This is a genomic window from Micromonospora citrea, from assembly GCF_049629545.1.
Classification (GTDB): Bacteria; Actinomycetota; Actinomycetes; order Mycobacteriales; family Micromonosporaceae; genus Micromonospora; species Micromonospora citrea_A.
In genome coordinates this window covers 54,427-74,433 of sequence record NZ_JBNADX010000008.1, presented here as the reverse complement: position 1 = coordinate 74,433, position 20,007 = coordinate 54,427, and the positions used below count along the sequence as shown (strand labels likewise).

The 20,007-nt window shown below is 75.6% G+C and carries 19 protein-coding genes; 11 read left to right on the top strand and 8 right to left on the bottom strand.

Going from position 1 to position 20,007, the window contains the following annotated elements; translation table 11 throughout:
- Positions 1-53: 53 nt before the first annotated feature.
- Both ACPFP2_RS11465 and ACPFP2_RS11460 read right to left on the bottom strand, forming a co-directional pair.
- Positions 54-470 (bottom strand): DUF2795 domain-containing protein, encoded by a 417-nt coding sequence (locus tag ACPFP2_RS11465; RefSeq protein WP_424088772.1) that lies wholly within the window; start codon positions 468-470, stop codon positions 54-56.
- Positions 471-523: 53 nt separating this feature from the next.
- On the bottom strand, positions 524-1,498 hold the full coding sequence (locus tag ACPFP2_RS11460) for a YihY/virulence factor BrkB family protein (RefSeq protein WP_424088770.1): 975 nt from the start codon (positions 1,496-1,498) through the stop codon (positions 524-526).
- Between the two features lie 158 nt (positions 1,499-1,656).
- On the opposite strand from ACPFP2_RS11460, the gene ACPFP2_RS11455 reads away from it, so the two are divergent.
- Positions 1,657-2,076 (top strand): ChaB family protein, encoded by a 420-nt coding sequence (locus ACPFP2_RS11455; RefSeq protein WP_088978362.1) that lies wholly within the window; start codon positions 1,657-1,659, stop codon positions 2,074-2,076.
- 60 nt (positions 2,077-2,136) lie between these two features.
- Here ACPFP2_RS11455 and ACPFP2_RS11450 read toward each other — a convergent pair whose 3' ends face one another.
- The gene (locus tag ACPFP2_RS11450; RefSeq protein WP_424088768.1) at positions 2,137-3,570 is read right to left on the bottom strand and encodes an aldehyde dehydrogenase family protein; all 1,434 of its coding nucleotides are present in this window, start codon (positions 3,568-3,570) and stop codon (positions 2,137-2,139) included.
- 72 nt (positions 3,571-3,642) lie between these two features.
- Between ACPFP2_RS11450 and ACPFP2_RS11445 the strand changes: the two genes are divergently transcribed.
- A complete protein-coding gene (locus ACPFP2_RS11445) occupies positions 3,643-5,247 on the top strand; it encodes a phytoene desaturase family protein (protein ID WP_424088767.1) in 1,605 nt (534 codons plus the stop codon).
- Between the two features lie 43 nt (positions 5,248-5,290).
- On the opposite strand, the gene ACPFP2_RS11440 is transcribed toward ACPFP2_RS11445, so the two are convergent.
- Together ACPFP2_RS11440 and ACPFP2_RS11435 are read right to left on the bottom strand one after the other, a co-directional pair.
- Positions 5,291-6,058: a polyprenol monophosphomannose synthase gene (locus ACPFP2_RS11440; protein ID WP_424088766.1), complete on the bottom strand. Its 768-nt coding sequence runs from the start codon at positions 6,056-6,058 to the stop codon at positions 5,291-5,293.
- 117 nt (positions 6,059-6,175) lie between these two features.
- Entirely contained in the window at positions 6,176-6,637 is a 462-nt protein-coding gene (locus ACPFP2_RS11435) for an SRPBCC family protein (protein WP_424088764.1), read from the bottom strand.
- A gap of 130 nt (positions 6,638-6,767) precedes the next feature.
- On the opposite strand from ACPFP2_RS11435, the gene ACPFP2_RS11430 reads away from it, so the two are divergent.
- From ACPFP2_RS11430 to ACPFP2_RS11395, 8 genes are read left to right on the top strand one after another with little or no spacing between them, the layout of a single operon-like run.
- Positions 6,768-8,540, top strand: a complete 1,773-nt coding sequence (locus ACPFP2_RS11430; protein ID WP_424088969.1) for an HAD-IIIA family hydrolase — start codon at positions 6,768-6,770, stop codon at positions 8,538-8,540.
- Positions 8,537-9,511, top strand: a complete 975-nt coding sequence (locus tag ACPFP2_RS11425; protein ID WP_424088762.1) for a glycosyltransferase — start codon at positions 8,537-8,539, stop codon at positions 9,509-9,511. Before ACPFP2_RS11430 ends, ACPFP2_RS11425 begins: the two co-directional genes overlap by 4 nt.
- Positions 9,496-10,713: a glycosyltransferase gene (locus ACPFP2_RS11420; protein ID WP_424088760.1), complete on the top strand. Its 1,218-nt coding sequence runs from the start codon at positions 9,496-9,498 to the stop codon at positions 10,711-10,713. Before ACPFP2_RS11425 ends, ACPFP2_RS11420 begins: the two co-directional genes overlap by 16 nt.
- Complete coding sequence (locus ACPFP2_RS11415; RefSeq protein WP_424088758.1) at positions 10,713-11,393, top strand: D-sedoheptulose-7-phosphate isomerase; 681 nt, start codon at positions 10,713-10,715, stop codon at positions 11,391-11,393. The genes ACPFP2_RS11420 and ACPFP2_RS11415 overlap by 1 nt, the downstream gene beginning before the upstream one ends.
- Positions 11,394-11,404: 11 nt before the next feature.
- On the top strand, positions 11,405-12,880 hold the full coding sequence (locus ACPFP2_RS11410) for a PfkB family carbohydrate kinase (RefSeq protein WP_424088756.1): 1,476 nt from the start codon (positions 11,405-11,407) through the stop codon (positions 12,878-12,880).
- The gene (locus tag ACPFP2_RS11405; protein ID WP_424088754.1) at positions 12,877-13,578 is read left to right on the top strand and encodes an SDR family oxidoreductase; all 702 of its coding nucleotides are present in this window, start codon (positions 12,877-12,879) and stop codon (positions 13,576-13,578) included. Before ACPFP2_RS11410 ends, ACPFP2_RS11405 begins: the two co-directional genes overlap by 4 nt.
- The gene (locus ACPFP2_RS11400) at positions 13,575-14,516 is read left to right on the top strand and encodes a glycosyltransferase family 9 protein (RefSeq protein WP_424088753.1); all 942 of its coding nucleotides are present in this window, start codon (positions 13,575-13,577) and stop codon (positions 14,514-14,516) included. Before ACPFP2_RS11405 ends, ACPFP2_RS11400 begins: the two co-directional genes overlap by 4 nt.
- Positions 14,500-15,483, top strand: coding sequence for a DNA topoisomerase IB (locus ACPFP2_RS11395; protein ID WP_424088751.1), 984 nt, complete (start codon positions 14,500-14,502; stop codon positions 15,481-15,483). The genes ACPFP2_RS11400 and ACPFP2_RS11395 overlap by 17 nt, the downstream gene beginning before the upstream one ends.
- Before the next feature lie 185 nt (positions 15,484-15,668).
- Here the strand turns inward: ACPFP2_RS11395 and ACPFP2_RS11390 are convergent, their stop codons facing one another.
- The 3 genes from ACPFP2_RS11390 to ACPFP2_RS11380 all read right to left on the bottom strand — a co-directional run bounded on the left by ACPFP2_RS11390 (position 15,669) and on the right by ACPFP2_RS11380 (position 19,019).
- Positions 15,669-16,688: a helix-turn-helix domain-containing protein gene (locus ACPFP2_RS11390; RefSeq protein WP_424088749.1), complete on the bottom strand. Its 1,020-nt coding sequence runs from the start codon at positions 16,686-16,688 to the stop codon at positions 15,669-15,671.
- A 134-nt stretch (positions 16,689-16,822) separates the two neighbouring features.
- A complete protein-coding gene (locus ACPFP2_RS11385) occupies positions 16,823-17,326 on the bottom strand; it encodes a hypothetical protein (RefSeq protein WP_088978374.1) in 504 nt (167 codons plus the stop codon).
- Between the two features lie 61 nt (positions 17,327-17,387).
- Entirely contained in the window at positions 17,388-19,019 is a 1,632-nt protein-coding gene (locus tag ACPFP2_RS11380) for a RecQ family ATP-dependent DNA helicase (RefSeq protein WP_424088746.1), read from the bottom strand.
- A gap of 112 nt (positions 19,020-19,131) precedes the next feature.
- Here ACPFP2_RS11380 and ACPFP2_RS11375 point away from each other — a divergent pair, with 112 nt between their 5' ends.
- Positions 19,132-19,971, top strand: a complete 840-nt coding sequence (locus tag ACPFP2_RS11375) for a class I SAM-dependent methyltransferase (RefSeq protein ID WP_424088745.1) — start codon at positions 19,132-19,134, stop codon at positions 19,969-19,971.
- Positions 19,972-20,007: the final 36 nt, after the last annotated feature.

Below are 20,007 nucleotides of genomic sequence, written 5' to 3'. Positions count from 1 at the left end.
AAGCGTTCCTCCTCTGCCGCTGGCGTGCTCGGCGAACCGTGGGCCGGTCCGTCTCACCAGCGCGTCGTCTCGTTCTTGTGCCCGAGAGCTGCCCACACCTCGGAAACCGTCTGGTAACGCGTACCGTCGGGCAGCCCCTGCAGCGCGGCGACGATGTCGGCCGGCGCCTCGTTGTCCCGGGCATTGGCCACCAACGCCTCGCGGTCGCCCGGCAGGGCGGCCATCGTGATGAACCGCCCGAGCCGGCTGCGCGCCTCCACGTCCTCGGAGCTCATCCCCTGCGGGGCGCCGGTACGCAGCTCACCCGCCGGGGCCGTGGTGGCTCCCGGCTGGTCCTCGCCGGCCGGCTCCGCCTCGCGGAACTCCTCGACGCGCGAACCACCGGTGCCCGGCCCCTGCACGAGGCCGGCGACCTCCTGGCTCATCTGCTCGTCGATCCTCGGTCCGTGCTTGCTGCTGCCACGTTCCATGCCGTGTGTGCTACCCGGGGGGACCGCCGGGAAACGCCGAACCCGGCACCGGGTCACGAACCGGCGGCCGCCTTCGGCGGCAGCACCGGCTCACCCGGGTCCTCCGCCCCGGTCTGCAGCACCCGCCCGCGCTGGAGTTCGGCGTTGATCTGCACCCCGAACATCAACGCGCAGTTGGACAGGTAGAGCCAGACCAGGAAGGCGATGACCGCGCCGAGGCTGCCGTACGTGACGTCGTACGAGCCGAAGTTGGCGACGTACAGGCCGAAACCGGAGCTGGCCAGCACCCAGGCGAGCAGGGCCACCGCCCCGCCCGGGGTGAGCCACCGGAACCGCGGCTGCCGGACGTTCGGGGCGATCCAGAACAGCAACGACAGCAGGGTCATCATCACCAGCGCCAGCACCGGCCACTTGAGCACGCTCCACACCGTGCGGGCCAGCCCACCCGCGCCCACCAGGTCGCCGACCGCGTCGGTCACCGGCCCGCTGACGATCAGGCCGAGCGCCACCACCGCGAGCAGCACCAGCGAGACCCCGGCCAGCCCGATCTGCATCGGACGCAGCCGCCAGAACGGCCGGCCCTCCTCGACGCCGTAGATGGCGTTGGAGGCCCGGGTGAACGCCCCGATGAAGCCGGACGCCGACCAGAGCGCGCCGAGCAGACCGAAACTCAGCAGCACCTTCGCCCCGCTCTGCTGGTCGACCACGGTGCGTACCACCGACACGAAGCCGTCGTTGGCGACCACCGCGCCGGCCCCGACGTCGCGGGCCAGGTCGAGCACCGTGTCGACGGTCCGCTCCCCGTCGGAGACCAGCCCCACCAGGGCGACCACCACGACCGTGGACGGGAAGAGCGCCAGCACCCCGTAGTAGGTGAGCGCCGCCGCCCAGTCGGCGCAGTTGTCCTTGACGAAGTTGCGGCCGCTGCGCACCAGCGCGCCGCGCCAGGTGGTCCAGCTCAACTGGCGTACCCGGCGGGGGACGCCCTGCCGTCCGGCGGCCGCGGTCGGCTCCGTCGTCGCTGCCATGCCCGCCCCCCTGTCGCCCGACGGCCGGATGACGACCCGGCTCCCAGTTGGCCCCGGCGGTACCCCCGGCCGGAAATCGACAAACCCGACGCCGGAGTTTGCCCCTGGGGCCCCGGGGAACCGTCAACCGGAGGGAAACCGACGCGGAGGAGGACGAGATGCCCGGGCGCGAGGTACTGCCCAGCACGCTGCGGCGCTCCCCGGAGAAGGCGCAGCGCACCTGGGAGAAGACGCACGACTCGGCGGTCGAGACCTACGGCGAGGGGGAGCGGGCGCACCGCACCGCCTTCGCCGCGGTCAAGCACGAGTTCGAGAAGGTCGGCGACCACTGGGAGCCGAAGGGGCGCAAGGGCCCCAGCGACCGGCAGGCGGCCGGCGGCGGCCCCGCCCGGCGGGCGCCCACCGCCGGCGGGGTGGACGCCAACGCCACCAAGGACCACCTGATGGAGGTGGCGAAGAAGCTGGACGTGCCCGGCCGGTCCCGGATGACCAAGCCGGAACTGGTCGAGGCGATCGAGAAGGCGAACACCCGGCAGACCACGAAGACCCGGGAGAAGGCCAAGGCCCGCGGTCGCTGACCGGCGACCCGACACGGCGGGAGCCCGGGACCAGGCGGTCCCGGGCTCCCGCGCGTGCGCTCACCAGTGGCCGCCGCCCGGGGCCTCGATGTGCACGGCCTTCACCGTGCTGAACTCGTCGAGCAGCTCCGGGCCGTACCCGAAGCCCTGGCCGCTGCCGCGGCGCGGCTGCGCGGCGCCGCCCGGCGCGCCGCCGAAGACCGCGTTGACCTTGACGGTGCCCACCGGCAGCTCCCGCCAGGCCCGCTGGGCGTGGCTCATCGACGGGGTCAGCACCGTGGCGGCCAGCCCGTACGGCGAGTCGGCGGCACACTTCAGCGCCTCGCTGAACGAGTCCACCACGACCACCGCGGCGACCGGACCGAACGTCTCCTCCCGGACCAGCGTCATCTCCTGCCGGCAGTCGGTGACCACCGTGGCCGGGTAGAACGCCCCCGGGCCGTCCGGCAGCGTGCCGCCCACCCGCAGCGTCGCGCCCTCCGCGACCGCCGCGGTGACCTGGCCGTGCACGTGGTCGCGGTGCCGCCGGTCCACCAGTGGTCCCAGCTCGGTGCCCGGCTCCCGGCCCGGCCCGACCGTGAGCGCCCGCGCCCGCTCGACCAGCGCGTCGACGAAGTCCTCGGCGACGTCCCGGTGCGCGTAGATCCGCTCGACCGCCACGCAGATCTGACCGGCGTTGGCGAACGCGCCGATCGCCGCCTGCTGCGCCGCCCAGACCGGGTCCACCCCGGCGTCGACGATCAGCGGGTCGCTGCCACCGTTCTCCAGCAGCGCCTTCGCGCCGGTGCGGGCACAGGCCGCCGCGATGGCCCGGCCGGTCGCCGTCGAGCCGACGTGGGCGACCACGTCCACCTCCTGCGCCGCGAGGGCCGCACCCACCTCGGCGCCGCCGGTGAGCAGGGACAGCACCCCGGCCGGCAGGGCGCCGTCGAGGACCCTCGCCAGCAGCCAGCCGGTGGCCGGGGTCCGCTCGCTCGGCTTGTACAGCACCACGTTGCCGGTGACCAGGGCCGCGCCGAGCAGCCCGCAGGAGACCGCCACCGGGTCGTTCCACGGGGTGACGGCGGCGACCACGCCGCGCGGCTCCGGCGCCATGAAGTCGATCGCGGCGGCGCCGCCGTGCAGGGTGCGGCCACCGCGCACCGGGCCGAGCTCGGCGTACTGTCGCAGCGTGCCGATGCCCGCCTCGACGCCGCCACGCGCGTCGCCCAGCGGCTTGCCCATCTCCGCCGTGGTCGCCGCCGCCAGTTCGTCGGCCGCCGCCGCCAGGGCGTCCGCCGCCCGGTGCAGCGCCGCCGCCCGCTCCGCCGGGGGCGTCGCCGCCCACTCCGCGGCCGCGCCCCGGGCCGCCTCGACCGCCTTGGCCACCTCGTCCGCCGTCGCCACCGGCACGGTGGCGACCGGGGAGCCGTCGGCCGGATCGTGGACCGTCAGCTCACCACCCTCGCCGCCCGCGCCCCACACCCCACCGATGAGCTGTTCAACCCTGTACATGCGGCGGGGGATGCCCCGCTCCCGGCGAGGCAAACGCGTTTCGCCCGGTTGCCGGCCGGGTAGGCGGATCGGATGATCGACAGCGGGACGGAGACCGCGGACGCCGTCGTCGTCGGCGCCGGACACAACGGGCTGGTGGCCGCGAACCTGCTCGCCGACGCCGGCTGGGACGTGCTGGTGCTGGAGGCCACCGCCGCCCCCGGCGGCGCGGTCCGCTCCGCCGAGGTGACCGCCCCCGGCTACCTCAGCGACCTCTACAGCTCCTTCTACCCCCTCGGGTACGCCTCGCCGGTGCTGCGCCGGCTCGGCCTCGACGCCCACGGCCTGACCTGGACCCACGCCCCGGACGTGCTGGCCCACGTCATGCCCGACGGACGGGCGGCGGTGCTCAACCGGGACCCGGCGCGCAGCGCCGCCTCGATGGAGGCGTTCGCCCCCGGCGACGGGCAGCGCTGGCTCGACACGTACGACGACTGGCGCACCATCTCCCGCCCGCTGCTGGACGCCCTGTTCACCCCGTTCCCGCCGGTACGCAACGGCCTGGAGCTGCTCGGCCGGCTGCGGACGGCCGGCGCCCTGCGACTGGCCCGCCGGCTGGTGCTGCCGAGCCGCCAACTCGGCCGCGAGCTGTTCCGGGGCGAGGGCGCGCCCGCGCTGATGGCGAGCTGCGCCCTGCACACCGACCTGTCCCCGGACGACGCCGGCTCGGGCATCTACGGCTGGCTGCTGGCCATGCTCGGGCAGGAGGTCGGCTGGCCGGTCCCGGTCGGCGGGGCGCAGAAGATCACCGACGCGCTGGTGGGCCGGCTGCTGGCCCGGGGCGGCCGGATCAGCTACTCCGCCCCGGTCGACCGGGTGCTGGTGGCCCGGGGCCGGGCGATGGGCGTGCGCACCGTCGGTGGCACGCTCTGGCGGGCCCGCCGGGCGGTGCTGGCCGACGTGCCCGCCCCCGTGCTCTACCTGGACCTGGTCGGCGCGGCCGCGTTGCCGCCCCGGCTCGTGGCGGACCTGGCGCACTTCCGCTGGGACGGCTCGACCGTCAAGGTCGACTGGGCGCTGGACGGGCCGATGCCGTGGAGCAACCCGCAGGTGCGCGGCGCCGGCACGGTGCACCTGGCCACCGACCTCGACGGGCTCACCCGGTACGCCGCCGACCTGGCCTGCGGCCAGGTCCCGGAGGAGCCGTTCCTGCTGGTCGGCCAGATGACCACCGCCGACCCCGGTCGGTCACCGGCGGGTACGGAGTCGCTCTGGTCGTACACCCACCTGCCGTTCCGCCGCGACTGGCGGGCCGAGGACGTGACCCGGCACGTCGAACGGATGGAGGCGGTGCTCGAGCGGTACGCCCCCGGCTTCAAGGCCCTGGTCCGGGGCCGGTTCGTGGCCGGTCCGGCGGACCTGGAGGAGCGCAACCCGGGCCTGGTCGGCGGGGCGGTCGGCGGCGGCACCGCCGCCGCGTACCAGCAGCTCTTCCTGCGGCCGGTGCCCGGGCTGGGCCGGCCGGACACCCCGGTCGACCGGCTCTACCTGGCCAACGCCTCGGCGAACCCGGGCGGGGGTGTGCACGGCGCGCCGGGCGCGAACGCGGCCCGGGCGGCGCTGCACCGCGACCGCGCGCTGACCGGCGGACTGTACGCCCGGGTCATCGGCGCGGCGCACCGCGCCGTCTACCGCTGACGGCCCGGCCGGCGGGCCGGGCCGGGTGACCGGTCGGACGGGGTCAACGCTCCAGGTTCCGGTGCCGGGTACGCAGCTTGAACGGCATCAGGGCGCTCTCCACCTTGGTGGCGGTGGTCATCTTCGAGTCGCCGTCGCGTCGCTCCTCGAAGCGGATCGGCACCTCCAGGATGGTGTGCCCCAGCTTGGTGGCCAGGTAGTGCATCTCGACCTGGAAGCTGTAGCCGTTGGACTGCACCCGCTCCAGCCCGATGTCGCGCAGCGCGTCGGCGCGCCAGATCTTGAAGCCGGCGGTGAGGTCGCGGATGCGCACCCGCAGCAGGGTGTGCACGTACAGGTTGGCCCAGCCGCTGAGCGCGCGACGGTAGAGCGGCCAGTTCTCGTCCAGCTCCCCGCCGGGGACGTACCGGGAGCCGATCACCACGCTGGCCTGCGTGGAGAGCAGCGCGCCGAGCATGCCGGGCAGCGCCTCCGGCGGGTGCGACAGGTCGGCGTCCATCTGCGCCACGTACTCCGCGCCGCCGTCGAGGGCGCGGGTGATCCCGTCGACGTACGCCCGGCCCAGCCCCTCCTTGCCGGCGCGGTGCACGACCTGGACCCGGTCCGGGTGCTCGATGGCGAGCTTGTCGGCGACCTCGCCGGTGCCGTCCGGGGAGTTGTCGTCGGCGACCAGCACCTTCAGGCCCGGCAGCGGCAGGCTGAGGAGTCGCTCGACCAGTACCGGGAGGTTGCCCGCCTCGTTGTAGGTGGGGACCACGACGGTCAGGCGTGCGTCCCGCCAGGGCGAGGGCAGCTCCACGGGTTCGATCATGACGGACATCCTCTGGTTGCCGACGGTTTTCCCCCAAAGGGTAGCCAGTGCCGTAGCGGCGTCCGTCGAGGCTCCCCGCCCGCGCCGTCGACGCCCCGCCGGGACCGGGGCCGAGGGTCAGCGCTGCGCGCGTTCGTCCGCCTTCTGCCGGGTGGCGATGTCGGAGAGCCGCCGCAGGGTCTCCTTGTTGCGCTGGTGCAGCACCAGGTCGTTGAGCTTGTTGCGGACCCAGCGCAGTGGCCCGGCGGCGAAGTCCTCGCCGATGCGCACCCGGGTGCCGAACCCGTCACCGACCGGTTCCAGGGTGAACACCACGATCGCCTCGCCCGCCGGCCAGAGCCCGGCCTTGATGACCAGCTTGTGCGGCGGCTCGCAGACCAGCACCGTGGAGGAGTCCTCCAGGGAGAATGGCCACGGCCCGGCCCGGTGGTGCAGTTGGGTGCCCACCCGGGGCCAGTCGGCGTCGACGTCGCGCACGTGCACCGTGCCGACCACCCAGTCGCTGTACGTCCACCCGTCGGCCAGCACGTCGAAGACCTGCTGCGGGGGAGCGTCGATCACCTTCTCCACAATCGCCACCGCGACTCTGTACCCCGGCCCTCGCGGGATCTAACGGGACGGCGTTAGCTTCTCCGGGGCGGCGGGTATGGCCCGGTCGGCGACCCTGCGGAGTCCGGCGACGGCGACGAGCCGTACCGCCGGGTAGATGATGTTTACTCCCCGGGGCTCCGGGAACCCGCCGCCCGTGCGACGGGACCAGGTGGAGCCGGATCAGCGCAGGTCAGGCCGGGTGGAACCGGCCGGGCGGGGCGCGTCGAAGCCGGTCCTGTTCGACGCGGTGCTGCTGGACCGCGACGGTACCCTGATCGAGGACGTGCCGTACAACGGCGACCCGGACAAGGTGCGCCCGGTGCCGGGCGCCCGGGAGGCGCTGGACCGGTTGCGCGCGGCCGGCCTGCGCCTGGGCGTGGTCACCAACCAGTCGGGCCTGGCCCGGGGCCTGTTCACCGCCGGGCAGATGCGGGCGGTGCACGCGCGGGTCGAGGAGCTGCTCGGCCCGTTCGACACCTGGCAGGTCTGCCCGCACGACGAGCGGGCCGGCTGCGACTGCCGCAAGCCGGCCCCCGGCATGGTGCGTGCCGCCGCCCGCGCGCTCGGCACCAGCCCGCAGCGGTGCGTCATGGTCGGTGACATCGGCGCGGACATGACCGCGGCCGGCGCGGCCGGCGCCGCCGGCATCCTGGTGCCCACCGCCACCACCCGCCCGGCCGAGGTGGCCGCCGCGCCCGCCGTGGTGGCCGACCTGCCGGCGGCGGTCACCGCCATCCTCGCCCGGGCCGCCCTGGTCACCGGCCCGGCGCCGGGCCCGCGTCGGGGCACCGTGCTGGTGGCGCGCAGCGACTCCGCCGGGGACGTGCTGGTCACCGGCCCGGCCGTGCGGGCCGTCGCCGCCGGCGCCGAGCGGGTCGTGCTGCTCTGCGGACCGCGCGGCCGGGACGCCGCCGCCCTGCTGCCCGGTGTCGACGAGCTGATCGAGTGGCCGCTGCCGTGGATCGACGGCGACCCCGCCCCCGTCGACCCCGACGACGTCCACGCGCTGACCGCCCGCCTGGCCGCCGTCGGCGCGGACGAGGCGGTCGTCTTCACCTCGTTCCACCAGTCGCCGCTGCCCCTGGCGCTGCTGCTGCGGATGGCCGGGGTGCCGAGGATCAGCGCGATCAGCGACGACTACCCGGGCAGCCTGCTCGACGTCCGGCACCGGGCGCCGGCGGGCGTGCCGGAACCCGAGCGCGCCCTCTCGCTGGCCGCCGCGGCCGGCTTCGCGCTGGCGCCGGGGGACCAGCCGACCCTGCGGGTACGCACCGCCGGGCTGCCCGCGCCGCCGAGCCGGCTCGGCCGACCCGGCTACGTGGTGGTGCACCCCGGCTCCGCGGTGCCGACCCGGGCCTGCCCGCCCGAGCTGGCGGCCCGGATCGTGCGGGTGCTCGCCGCCGCCGGGCACCGGGTCGTGGTCACCGGCGGACCGGACGAGACGACGCTGACCGCCCAGGTGGCCGGGGACGCCGGCCTGGACCTGGGCGGGCGGACCGGGCTGGCCGAGCTGGCCGCCGTGCTCGCCGGGGCCGGGGCGCTCGTCGTCGGCAACACCGGCCCCGCCCACCTCGCCGCCGCGCTGGGCGTACCGGTGGTGAGCCTCTTCGCCCCCACCGTCCCGTACGGACAGTGGGGGCCCTACCGGGTGCCGGCCGTACGCCTCGGCGACGCCGCCGCGCCGTGCCGGGACACCCGGGCCACCCGCTGCCCGGTGCCCGGACACCCCTGCCTCGCCGCGGTCGAGCCGGGCCGGGTCCTGGACGCCGTACGGCTGCTCGGCGTGCCGGCCGACGCGCCCGCCACCACGGCGGGGCCGACCGGGGCGGTCACCTCCGTCCCGGGTCCGGGCGCACCGGCGGTGGTCACCGGCGGCGGGAGCAGCCGATGAACATCCTGGTGTGGCACGTGCACGGCTCCTGGACCACCTCCTTCGTGCACGGCAAGCACCGCTACCTGGTGCCGGTGACCCCCGACCGCGGCCCGTACGGGCTGGGCCGGGCGCGTACCTACCCGTGGCCGGACAGCGCCGTCGAGGTCACCCCGCAGCAGTTGCGCCGTGCGGAGGTGGACGTGGTGCTGCTGCAACGTCCCGAGGAGTTCGACCTGGCCTGCGACTGGCTCGGCCGGCGGGTCGGCCGGGACGTGCCGGCCATCTACGTCGAGCACAACACCCCCAAGGGCGACGTGCCGAACACCCGCCACCCGATGGCCGACCGCGACGACCTGCTGCTCACCCACGTCACGCACTTCAACGAGCTGTTCTACGACAACGGCGGCACCCGCACCGCCGTCGTCGAGCACGGCGTGGTGCCGCCCGCCGTCGGGTGGACCGGAGAGCTGGACCGCCTCGCCGTGGTCGTCAACGAGCCGGTGCGCCGGTGGCGGATCACCGGCACCGACCTGCTGACCCGCTTCGCCGAGATCGCCCCGCTGGACGTCTTCGGCATGCGGGTGGCCGGGCTCGCCGACCACCTGGGCCTCCCCGCCGACCGGCTGACCAGCCACGACGACGTGCCGCAGCACCTGATGCACGCCGAGCTGGCCCGGCGGCGGGCGTACCTGCACCTGTGCCGGTGGACCTCGCTGGGGTTGAGCCTGATCGAGGCGATGACCATGGGCATGCCGGTGGTCGCGCTCGCCACCACCGAAGCCGTCGAAGCCGTGCCGCCGGCCGCCGGCGCGCTCTCCACCCGGGTGGACGTGCTGGTGGAGGCCGCGCGGCGGTTCGTCGCCGAGCCCGCCGAGGCCCGCCGGGCGGGCGAGCGGGCCCGTGCCGCCGCCCGGGGCCGCTACGGCCTGGACCGTTTCCTCGCCGACTGGGACCGCCTGCTGGAGGAGGAAGTATGCGCATCGCGATGATCTCCGAGCACGCCAGCCCGCTCGCCGTGCTGGGCGGTGAGGACGCCGGCGGGCAGAACACGCATGTCGCGGAGCTCTCCGCCGCGCTGGCGGCCGCCGGGCACGACGTGAAGGTCTACACCCGCCGGGACGCCGTCGACCTGCCGGTCACCGTCCGCGCCCCCGACGGGTACGACGTGGTGCACGTGCCGGCCGGCCCGGCCGAGCCGGTGGCCAAGGACGCCCTGCTGCCGCACATGAAGGAGTTCAGCGGATGGCTGGTGGCGCGGTGGCGCGGCGGTGACTGGTCGCCCGAGGTGATCCACGCGCACTTCTGGATGAGCGGGCTCGCCGCACTGACCGCCGGCCGGCAGACCGGGGTGCCGGTGGTGCAGACGTACCACGCGCTGGGCACGGTCAAGAAGCGTCACCAGGGCGTGCAGGACACCAGCCCGGCCCGCCGGATCGGCTACGAGCGGGAACTGGGCCGGACGGTGGACCGGGTGGTCGCCCAGTGCCAGGACGAGGTCGGGGAACTGGTCCGCCTCGGCGTCCCCCGCTCCCGGATGACGGTGGTCCCCTCCGGGGTGAACCTGAGCACCTTCGCCCCGCTCGGCCCCGCCGCCGACCGGGAGCCCGACCGGCCCCGCGTGCTCACCGTCGGCCGGCTGGTGGAACGCAAGGGCTTCCAGACCGTCGTGCGGGCCATGGAGCTGGTGCCGCAGGCGGAGTGCGTCATCGTCGGCGGGCCACCCGCCGGCCTGCTGGAGACCGACCCGTACGCCCGCCGGCTGCGGGCGCTGGCCGAGACGTGCGGGGTGGCCGACCGGGTGAAGCTGGTCGGCGCGGTGCCCCGCGAGGAGATGGGCCGCTGGTACCGCTCGGCCGACCTGCTGGTCGCCGCGCCCTGGTACGAGCCGTTCGGGCTCACCCCGCTGGAGGCGATGGCGTGCGGCGTGCCGGTGGTCGGCACGGCCGTCGGCGGGATCAAGGACACCGTGGTGGACGGGCTCACCGGCGACCTGGTGCCGGCCCGTGACCCGCAGGCGCTGGGCACCGCGATCCAACGCCTGCTCGACGACCGGATCCGCCGGTTCGGGTACGCCACCGAGGCGCTGCGCCGCGCCCGGCGCAGCTACTCCTGGGCCACCGCCGCCGAGCGGCTGGCGGAGCTGTACGGCGAGGTGGCCGCGGTGCGCCGACCGACGAGGGTGGTCGCCTGATGACGGCCGGGCTGCTCGACATGCACCTGACGCTGCTGGCCGAGGCGCTGCTGCCGTACCGCGAGTCCGACGGGCTGCTGTCCCGGTGGGGGGCCGAGCTGGCCGTGACCCTGGCCGGCGGGGGCCGGCTGCTCGTCGCCGGCAACGGCGGCAGCGCCGCCGAGGCCCAGCACCTCACCGCCGAACTGGTCGGCAAGCTGCGCGACGACCGGCAGCCGCTGTCGGCCATCGCCCTGCACGCGGAGACCTCGGCGGTGACCGCGATCGGCAACGACTACGGCTACGACGAGGTGTTCGCCCGCCAGGTCCGCGCGCACGGCCGCCCCGGCGACGTGCTGCTGCTGATGTCCACCAGTGGCGCCAGCGCCAACCTGCTGGCCGCCGCGCACGCGGGGCGGGACACCGGACTGCGCTGCTGGGCGTTCACCGGCCCCGCCCCGAACCCGCTCGCCGAGGCCTGCCACGAGGTGCTGGCCGTGGCGTCGGCGGACAGCCAGGTGGTGCAGGAGCTGCACCTGGTCTCCACCCACGTGCTCTGCGAGTACGTCGACCGGGAGTTGCCGGCCGCACTGGCGACGGCGGGACGGGCGACGGCGGCGGGCGCGGCGCAGGTGGAACCGGTGCGCACCGGGGTCGAGGTGGTGCTCGACGGCGACCACCGGCAGGTCGAGGCGGGATGAGGGAGGCGAGCGTGCGGGGACCGCTGGTGGTCGTCGGCGACACCCTGCTGGACCGGGACGTCGAGGGCGTGGTGAACCGGCTCTGCCCGGACTCCCCGGTCCCGGTGCTGGACGAGACGGCGCACGCGGACCGGCCGGGCGGGGCCGGCCTGGCCGCGATCTTCGCCGCCGCCCAGGGCGCCGAGGTGGCGCTGGTGACCGCGCTGGCCGACGACGCCGCCGGGGCCCGGCTCAGCTCGCTGCTCACCGCCGCCGGCGTACGCGTGTACGCGCTGCCGCTGCCCGGGGCCACCCCGGAGAAGATCCGGCTGCGGGCGCGCGGCCGGGTGCTGCTGCGGCACGACCGGGGTGGCGGCGGCGCGGAACCCGGGGAGCCGCACGAGGCGGTGCTCCGGCTGATCGCCGCGGCGTCCGCGGTGCTGGTCAGCGACTACGGCCGGGGCGTGGCCCGGCAGCCGGCGCTGCGGGCCGCGCTGGCCGCCACCCGGGCCCCGGTGGTCTGGGACCCGCACCCGCGCGGGCCGGCGGCGGTGCCCGGGGTCACCCTGGCCACCCCGAACGAGCCGGAGACGCGCGAGCTGACCAAGGTGCCGCCCGGGGAGTCCCGGCTGGCCACCGCCGCCCGGGGCGCGCAGGGGCTGCGCGAGCGGTGGCGCGCCGGCGCGGTGGCGGTGACCCTCGGCGGCGACGGCGCGCTGCTCTGCCACGCCGGGTCCACCCCGCTGGTCGTCTCGGCCCCGGTCAACGCCGAGGGGGACACCTGCGGTGCCGGGGACCGGTTCGCCTCCGCCGCCACCCTCGCCCTGGCCCGGGGCGCGCTGGTCTCCGAGGCGGTGCAGGAGGCGGTGGCGGAGGCGTCGGCGTACGTGGCCGGCGGGGGAGTCGCCGCCGCGCTGCCCGTGGAGGTGCGGGCCGCCCCGCCGGTGGTGCTCAGCGGCGGCGGGGAGCGGATCGGGGCCGCGGCGGCCGGCGCGGTGGTGGCCGAGGTACGCGCCGCCGGCGGCACCGTGGTCGCCACCGGCGGCTGCTTCGACCTGCTGCACGCCGGGCACGTGGCGACGTTGCAGGCCGCCCGGCAGCTCGGCGACTGCCTGGTCGTCTGCCTCAACTCCGACGCCAGCGTCACCGGACTGAAGGGACCGGACCGCCCGGTGGTGTCCCAGGGCGACCGCAGTCGGCTGCTCGCCGCGTTGAGCTGCGTCGACGCGGTGATGGTCTTCGACGAGCCGACCCCGCACGCGGCGCTGAGCTGGCTGCGCCCGGACATCTGGGTCAAGGGCGGCGACTACGCGAGCGGCGGCGGTGACGCCGCCACCCTGCCGGAGGCCGAGGTGCTGCGCCGCTGGGGCGGGCAGACCGTGGTGGTGCCGTACCTGGACGGCCGCTCCACCACCGACATGATCGCGGCGGCCCGTGGCGAGCGGCCGGCCGTCGCCCCCACCGGCGCGGCCCGCGCCGGGCGTCGTACGGCGGAAGGAGCACGATGACCAGCAGCGCACCCGGTGCCGGTCCGACCGTCCTGGTCACCGGTGGATCGAGCGGCCTCGGCGCGGCCGTGGTGACCGCCGTGGCCCGGGCCGGCGGGCGGCCGCTCGTGCTCGACCGGCACCGTCCCGCCGACGGGGTGCCCTGGGTCGAGTGCGACCTCGCCGACACTCGGGCGGCGGAGGCGGCCACCCGGGAGCTGGCCGAGCGCAACGGTGGCCTGGACGCGGTGGTGACCGCGGCCGGCACCGACGTGCCGGGCAAGCTCGCCGACCTGCCCGGCGAGACCTGGGAGCGGATCGTCGCGGTCGACCTGCTCGCCACCGTGGCGGTGGTCCGCGCGGCGCTGCCGTACCTGGAGGCCGCCCGGGGCAACGTGGTCACGGTCGCCTCGACGTTGGGGATCAAGGCGGTCAGCGACGCCACCGCGTACTGCGCGGCGAAGTTCGGGGTGGTCGGCTTCACCCGCGCCCTCGCCGCCGAACTCGCCGGCCGGATCGGGGTGACCCTGCTGATCCCGGGCGGCATGCGCACCGCCTTCTTCGACGAGCGCGACCCGCAGTACCAGCCGGGACCGGACGCCAACCTCAACGACCCGGCCGACACCGCCGCCGCGATCATGTTCGCCCTCTCCCAGCCGCCCGGCTGCGCGGTACGGGAGATGGTGGTCTGCGCCGAGCGGGAGACGTCCTGGCCGTGATCCTCGTGCTGCGCGCCCTGGGCGTCGGTGACCTGGCCACGGCGGTGCCCGCGCTGCGCGCGTTGCGGGCCGCGTACCCCGGTGAGGAGCTGGCGCTGGCCGCGCCGGCCTGGCTCGCGCCCCTGGTCGACCTGGTCGGCGCGGTGGACCGGCTGCTGCCCACCGACGGGCTCGGCCCGCCGCCGTGGCCGCCCGCGCCCCTGGCGGTGAACCTGCACGGGCGGGGTCCGCAGTCGCACCGGATGCTGGCCGGCGCGGGGCGGCTGCTCGCCTTCCGCTGCCCCGAGGCCGGGCACCTGGACGGCCCGCCGTGGCGGTCCGGGGAGCACGAGGTGGCGCGCTGGTGCCGGCTGCTCGCCTGGTACGGCATCCCCGCCGACCGCGGCGATCTGGCGCTGCGCCGGCCCGTGCCGGGCGGGTCGCCGACCGGCGCGACGATCGTGCACCCCGGCAGCAAGATCCCGGAGAAGCGCTGGCCGGCCGGGCGGTTCGCCGCGCTGGCGCGGGAACTGGCCGGCCGGGGCCATCGCGTCGTGGTGACCGGCTCGGCGGACGAGCGTGACCTGGCCGGGCGGGTCGCCGCCGGGGCCGGGCTGCCCGCCGACGCGGTGCTGGCCGGCGGCACCGACCTCGGCGAGTTGGCCGCCCTGGTCGCCGGGGCCCGGCTGGTGGTCAGCGGCGACACCGGCGTCGGCCACCTGGCCACCGCGTACGGCACCCCGTCGGTGCTGCTCTTCGGCCCGGTCCCGCCGGCCGAGTGGGGGCCGCCGCCGGACCGCCCCCGGCACCGGGTGCTCTGGGCCGGTACGGGGGATTCATCCGGTTCGGTCGGGGTAGGAACCGACCCGACGTTGGCGGCGCTGCCGGTGGACCGGGTGCTGGCCGCCGTGGACGAGGCCGAAGAGGCGGTGCGGATCTCCGGTGCGGTTGCGGCGTAGTGATCCGGGTCGGGCGGGCTACGGGCGACGCCGGGCCGGCAAGGGCTGGGTGTTCCTCGGCCCGGACGGCGAGCCGGTCCGCGATCGGAACGAGGTGGCCCGGCTGCGTGACCTGGTCATCCCGCCCGCCTGGCAGGACGTCTGGATCTCGCCGTACCCGAACGGGCACATCCAGGCCGTCGGCGTCGACGCGGCCGGGCGCCGGCAGTACCTGTACCACCCGCAGTGGCGGCGCAAGCAGGACGAGGCGAAGTTCGACCACGTGCTGGAGGTGGCCCACCGGCTGCCGACGCTGCGCGAGCGGATCGCCCGGGACCTGGACGGGCGCGGGCTCGGCCGGGACCGGGTGCTGGCCACCGTCGCCCGGCTGCTGGACATGGGGATGTTCCGGGTCGGCAACGACCAGTACGCCGTCGGTGAGGACGCCACCTTCGGCGTGTCCACCCTGCGTCCCGAGCACGCCCGTTCCCGGGCCGGCTGCGTGGTCTTCGAGTTCCCCGCCAAGGGCGGCATCGACCAGGTACGCCGGATCGAGGACCCGGAGCTGTGCCGGGTGCTGACCAACCTGCGCCGCCGGCGGCGGGCCGAGGAGCGCCTCTTCGGCTACTGGGACGGCCGGACCTGGCGCGACGTGCGCAGCGACGAGGTCAACGGTTACCTGCGTGACGCCAGCGGCGGGGAGATGACGGCGAAGGACTTCCGGACCTGGCACGCCACCGTGCTCGCCGCCACCGAACTGGCCACGGTCGGCGTGCGACGCTCGGTCACCGCCCGGCGCAAGGCGGTCGCCGGGGTGATGCGGGACGTCGCGGAGCTGCTGGGCAACACCCCGACCGTGGCGCGCACGTCCTACGTGGACCCGCGGGTGGTGGACCTGTACCACGACGGGGTGGTGGCGCCGGTGCGTTCCGACTCCCCGCAGGACGAGGCGGAGCGGTCGGTGCTGGAGTTGTTGGAGGAGGCCTGACCGGCCCCGCCGTCGGTCCTGGGGGGAAGAGCGACGGGGCCGGAAACCGGCGCGGCCGGAGAAGGCCGGACGGCGCGTGCCCGCCGCACGGCACCGGGCGCCGTCCGTGACCGGATGTCACGGACGCCACGCCGCGGTCCCCCGTTACCGTCGGGCCGAAGCGGTCGGTGACCGCCGGCCCGCGATCAGTATTCCGGTTCCGGGTTGACGACGGACGCCGTGCTGTTGACGATCCGTGCCTGTTCCCGCCAGGCCTGCGGCGTCATGTCGTACGCGGCCCGGAAGGCGCGACTGAAGTGCGCCTTGTCGCGGAAGCCCCACCGGGCGCCGATGGTCTGCACCGGCAGGTGGGCCAGCATCGGATCGGCGAGGTCCCGCCGGCACCGGTGCAGGCGCAGGTCGCGCACGTACGACGCCAGGGTGGTCTCCTCCGACTCGAAGAGCCGGTGCAGGGTACGCAGCGAGACGTGGTGGGCGTCGGCGACCGCCTGCGGGGTGAGCGTACCGTCCCCGAGGTGCCGTTGGACGTAGCCGCGCACCTGGGTCAGCAGCGCCCGGCGGCGGACGTCGCGGGGTACCGCGTCCTCCGCCACCAGGTGCCGGCCGAGCATGGTGCAGGCGAGGTCCAGCCCGACCCCGCCCAGCCGGTCGGCGTCCGCCGCGTGGTACTGCTCAGGATGCTCGGCGATCTGGGTGAGGTACTGGGCCAGCAGCGCGCCCACCCCCTCGCTGCCGGACATCCGCCCCGCCATGAGCGGGGCGAGCCGGTCCGGTGACAGCGGCAGCACACCGTGCGGGATCAGCGCCACCACCGAGCCGGCGGGCGGGCCGCCGTCCTCGCCGTGGTGGCTGACCTCGTGCGGGCGGGAGCCGTCGTAGAAGGTGAACTCGCGGGGCAGGATGACGCTGCGCCGGTCGCCCTGGCCGGACGCGCCGGTGCCGCCCAGGGTCAGGGCGAGCAGGAAGTAGTCCACCTCGGTGCGGCGGGCCAGCCGCTCGGTGCGCACGGCGTCCATGGACGGGTACCGGTAGCGCACGAGCTGGATCGGCCCGAGCGGGATGAACTCGGCGCGGGCCGGGAAGTCGTGGGCGTGGTCGGTGCGCACGCGCAGCGGCGCCGACGTCCGGGCCACCAGGTCGAGCCACATGCCGAAGCGTTCGGCGGGCGGCAGGTGTGTGGTGTCGACGACGGTGCGCTCCAGCATCTGGCCACCTCCCCACGGCCGGTGCGTACCCTCCATTGTCGATCAGCCCGGTCGACCGGGCGCGACGAGGGCCGCCGGACGCGAGAGGTCCGCATGTCCCGGTCGGGGACGCGCGGACCCGGCGCGCCAGGACGTCAGTCGTTGAGCACGTGCGAGAGCCGGTCGCGGAAGCGTCGCTCGGAGTCGCTGACCTGGTCGCCGCCGAGGCCGAGGAGGCCGCCGGTGGAGGCGGCGCCGACCACCTGCTCGGCGATCTCCACCAACCAGTGCCGGTACGCCCCGGCCTCGCCCTCGTCGACCTTGGCGGCCAGCAGGGCCGACGCCTGCCCGGCCCGGGCCAGCACGTCGTCGATCATGCCCTGCGGGTCGGCCGGCTCGATGACCGGCAGTTCCTCGCCGGCCTCGGGGTCGCCGACGCGGGACACGATCTCCCCGGCGACCGCCGCGACCAGCGGGCTGGCCGACTCGCGGCCGGTGGAGATGGTCTCCAGGCCCGCGGCGTTCTCGGCGCGGGTGCGTCGGGTGCCGTCGGACTCGGCGGCGCTGGCGGCGGTGAGGACCGCCTGCGGCAGGCCGACCAGCAGCCCCCACTCCTCGTCGGAGAACCCGAACCCGGTGTACGCCGGCTGTTCGATCACGACTGAGCCCCTCTCGCTCGTTGGGTGTTGCGCATCGTGCGCCGCGGCTGCCCGGGTCAGGCTAGTCGAGCGTCAGCAGACCCTGTTCGGACACCACGGGCACGGAGAGCGTCTTGTAGCCGACCTCGTCGAAGAGCACGGTCATCCGGTCGTCCTCGTAGTTGAGCACCAGGCCCGAGCCCCACTCGGGGTGGCGGACCTGGCTGTGCACCGGGAACGGCCCGACCGCGCCGTCGTCGGCGGTGCTGGTGCCGGCGTGGCAGTTGTCGCAGTGCCCGCAGATCTCGGACATCTGCTCGCCGAAGTAGGCCAGCAGGGTCTGGCCCCGGCAGGCGGTGGTCTCGGCGAAGGCGCGCATCATGTCGGTGCGGGAGCGGGTGACGGTCTGCTGGCGTTCCGCTTCGGCCACCGCCGCGCCGGCGGCGTCGACCGGGGTGGGGGAGTAGCGCGGCGCGCCGATCTTCTGCTTCGCCCGGGGCTGCGCCGCCCCGATCTGCTCCAGCAGCGCCAGGTACTGCCCGAGCTTGCGCGTGCCGAGGCCGGTCAGCTCGCGCAGCTCCTTCTTGGTCCGGGCCTGCTTGCGCAGCAGCGCCGCCAGGTCCCGCAGTTCGGTGGCGTCCGGCAGGCCACCGCTGAAGTAGCGCTGGAGCCCGACGTCCTCGGCGCGCCAGAGCAGCAGCACCCGGGCGGGTTCGCCGTCGCGGCCGGCGCGGCCGATCTCCTGGAAGTAGCTGTCCGGGGAGTCCGGCAGCGCCACGTGCACGACCCAGGCGATGTTCGGCTTGTCGATGCCCATGCCGAACGCGGAGGTGGCCACCATGATCGGCACCTGGTCGGCGAGGAACGCCTCGTGCAGTTCGTTGCGGGCGCCGGTGGGCATCCCGCCGTGGTAGTACTGCGCCGGGAAACCGGCGTCGGTCAGCCGGGCGGCCAGGTCCTCGGCGGCGCGTCGGGTGGGCACGTAGATGATGCCGGGGCGCTCGTCGTCGCGCAGCAGCGCGACCAGCCGTCGCCACCGGTAGTCGTCGGTGGGGCAGTGGGCGACCTCGAGGAAGAGGTTGGGCCGGTCCAGCCCGGAGACCACCACCTCCGGGTCGCGCAGCCGCAGCCGGGCGATGATGTCGTCGCGTACCGGGGGTGAGGCGGTGGCGGTCAGGGCGACCACCGGCGGGCGGCCGATGCCGTCGATGAGGTGCCCGAGCGCCAGGTAGTCGGGGCGGAAGTCGTGGCCCCAGGCGGAGATGCAGTGCGCCTCGTCGATCGCGACCAGGGCCGGCTTCAGCGACTTCACCTCGGCCATCCGGTCGGGGTTGCTGAGCTGCTCCGGGGTGATGAAGAGGAACTCCGCCCGCCCCTCGCGGATCTCGGTGATCGCCTCGGCCTGCTGGGCCGGGCTCTCGTCGGAGCTGATCCGCACCGCCCGCAGCTCCGGGCGTTGCCGCTCGTTGAGCGCGGCGATCTGGTCCTGCTGGAGGGCCAGCAGGGGAGAGATCACCACGGTCGGGCCGGGGATCAGACTGGCCGGGATCTGGTAGATCGCCGACTTGCCGGCGCCGGTGGGCAGCACCACCAGGGCGTCGCGTCGCTTCATCACCGCGCGCATGGCGGCGAGCTGGTTGGGCCTGAGCGCGGTCCAGCCGAAGAGGCTGCGCGCCGCGCGGCGCAACGTCGTGGAGTTCGTGGACAGCTTCATCGAGGGCCGGAGGTACCCGTGGCGATCACCGGCGAAACCGTTGACAGGAGGCGGCCTCGCCGAACATTATGAATGCACGTTCATGAACAAGTGTTCTTTATCGGAGGGCCGGATGGGGACCATCGTCAACACCCACCAGGAACAGGCGTGGAACGGCTACGAGGGGCAGCACTGGGCCGAGCACCACGACCGCTACGACGCGGTCAACGCCGGCTTCAACCCCACGCTGCTGGCGTACGTGGGCCCGGGCGACCGGGTGCTCGACGTCGGCTGCGGCAACGGGCAGCTCACCCGGCTGGCCGCCCGCCGGGCCGCCGCCGGGCACGCCGTCGGCCTCGACCTGTCCGCGCCGATGCTCGACCGGGCCCGGGCGCGGGCCACCGAGGAGGGGGTGGCCAACGTCCGCTTCGTCCGGGGCGACGCCCAGGTGCACCCGCTGCCCGACGCCGGCTTCGACGTGGTGCTCAGCCGCTTCGGGGTGATGTTCTTCGCCGACCCGGTCGCCGCCTTCGGCAACCTCGCCCGGGCCCTGCGTCCCGGCGGCCGGCTCGCCTTCGTCTGCCTCGACGACCTGCGCGACAGCGACCTCGGTCGGGCGTTCGGCGCGCTCGCCGCCCACCTGCCCGACCCGGGCACCGACTACGCCGGGCCCGCCGAACCGCTCTCCCTGGCCGACCCGGCGACGGTGCGCCGGGTGCTCACCGACGCCGGTCTGGCCGAGGTCGGGTGCGCCCCGGTCGAGGCGCCCCAGATCTGGGGCGCCGACGCCGCCGACGCGGCCGACTTCCTGGCCGGCTGGGGGCCGGTCCGCCACCAGTTCGACCGGGTGGACCCGGCCACCGTCGCACGGGCGCACGCCGCGCTGACCGACACGCTGCGCGCCCACGAGAGCCCCGGCGGGGTACGCCTGCGCGGCACCGCCTGGCTGGTCACCGCCCGTCGCCCGGATTGACCGTCACCACCTCCTCGCCGGGGCGGGGACAGGTGC

Excerpts from the sequence above, each read along its gene's own strand:
- ACPFP2_RS11465 (WP_424088772.1), bottom strand. The coding sequence starts at position 470 with ATGGAACGTGGCAGCAGCAAGCACGGACCGAGGATCGACGAGCAGATG.
- ACPFP2_RS11460 (WP_424088770.1), bottom strand. The coding sequence starts at position 1,498 with ATGGCAGCGACGACGGAGCCGACCGCGGCCGCCGGACGGCAGGGCGTC.
- ACPFP2_RS11455 (WP_088978362.1), top strand. The coding sequence starts at position 1,657 with ATGCCCGGGCGCGAGGTACTGCCCAGCACGCTGCGGCGCTCCCCGGAG.
- ACPFP2_RS11450 (WP_424088768.1), bottom strand. The coding sequence starts at position 3,570 with ATGTACAGGGTTGAACAGCTCATCGGTGGGGTGTGGGGCGCGGGCGGC.
- ACPFP2_RS11445 (WP_424088767.1), top strand. The coding sequence starts at position 3,643 with ATGATCGACAGCGGGACGGAGACCGCGGACGCCGTCGTCGTCGGCGCC.
- ACPFP2_RS11440 (WP_424088766.1), bottom strand. The coding sequence starts at position 6,058 with ATGATCGAACCCGTGGAGCTGCCCTCGCCCTGGCGGGACGCACGCCTG.
- ACPFP2_RS11430 (WP_424088969.1), top strand. The coding sequence starts at position 6,768 with ATGTTTACTCCCCGGGGCTCCGGGAACCCGCCGCCCGTGCGACGGGAC.
- ACPFP2_RS11425 (WP_424088762.1), top strand. The coding sequence starts at position 8,537 with ATGAACATCCTGGTGTGGCACGTGCACGGCTCCTGGACCACCTCCTTC.
- ACPFP2_RS11420 (WP_424088760.1), top strand. The coding sequence starts at position 9,496 with ATGCGCATCGCGATGATCTCCGAGCACGCCAGCCCGCTCGCCGTGCTG.
- ACPFP2_RS11415 (WP_424088758.1), top strand. The coding sequence starts at position 10,713 with ATGACGGCCGGGCTGCTCGACATGCACCTGACGCTGCTGGCCGAGGCG.
- ACPFP2_RS11405 (WP_424088754.1), top strand. The coding sequence starts at position 12,877 with ATGACCAGCAGCGCACCCGGTGCCGGTCCGACCGTCCTGGTCACCGGT.
- ACPFP2_RS11390 (WP_424088749.1), bottom strand. The coding sequence starts at position 16,688 with ATGCTGGAGCGCACCGTCGTCGACACCACACACCTGCCGCCCGCCGAA.
- ACPFP2_RS11380 (WP_424088746.1), bottom strand. The coding sequence starts at position 19,019 with ATGAAGCTGTCCACGAACTCCACGACGTTGCGCCGCGCGGCGCGCAGC.
- ACPFP2_RS11375 (WP_424088745.1), top strand. The coding sequence starts at position 19,132 with ATGGGGACCATCGTCAACACCCACCAGGAACAGGCGTGGAACGGCTAC.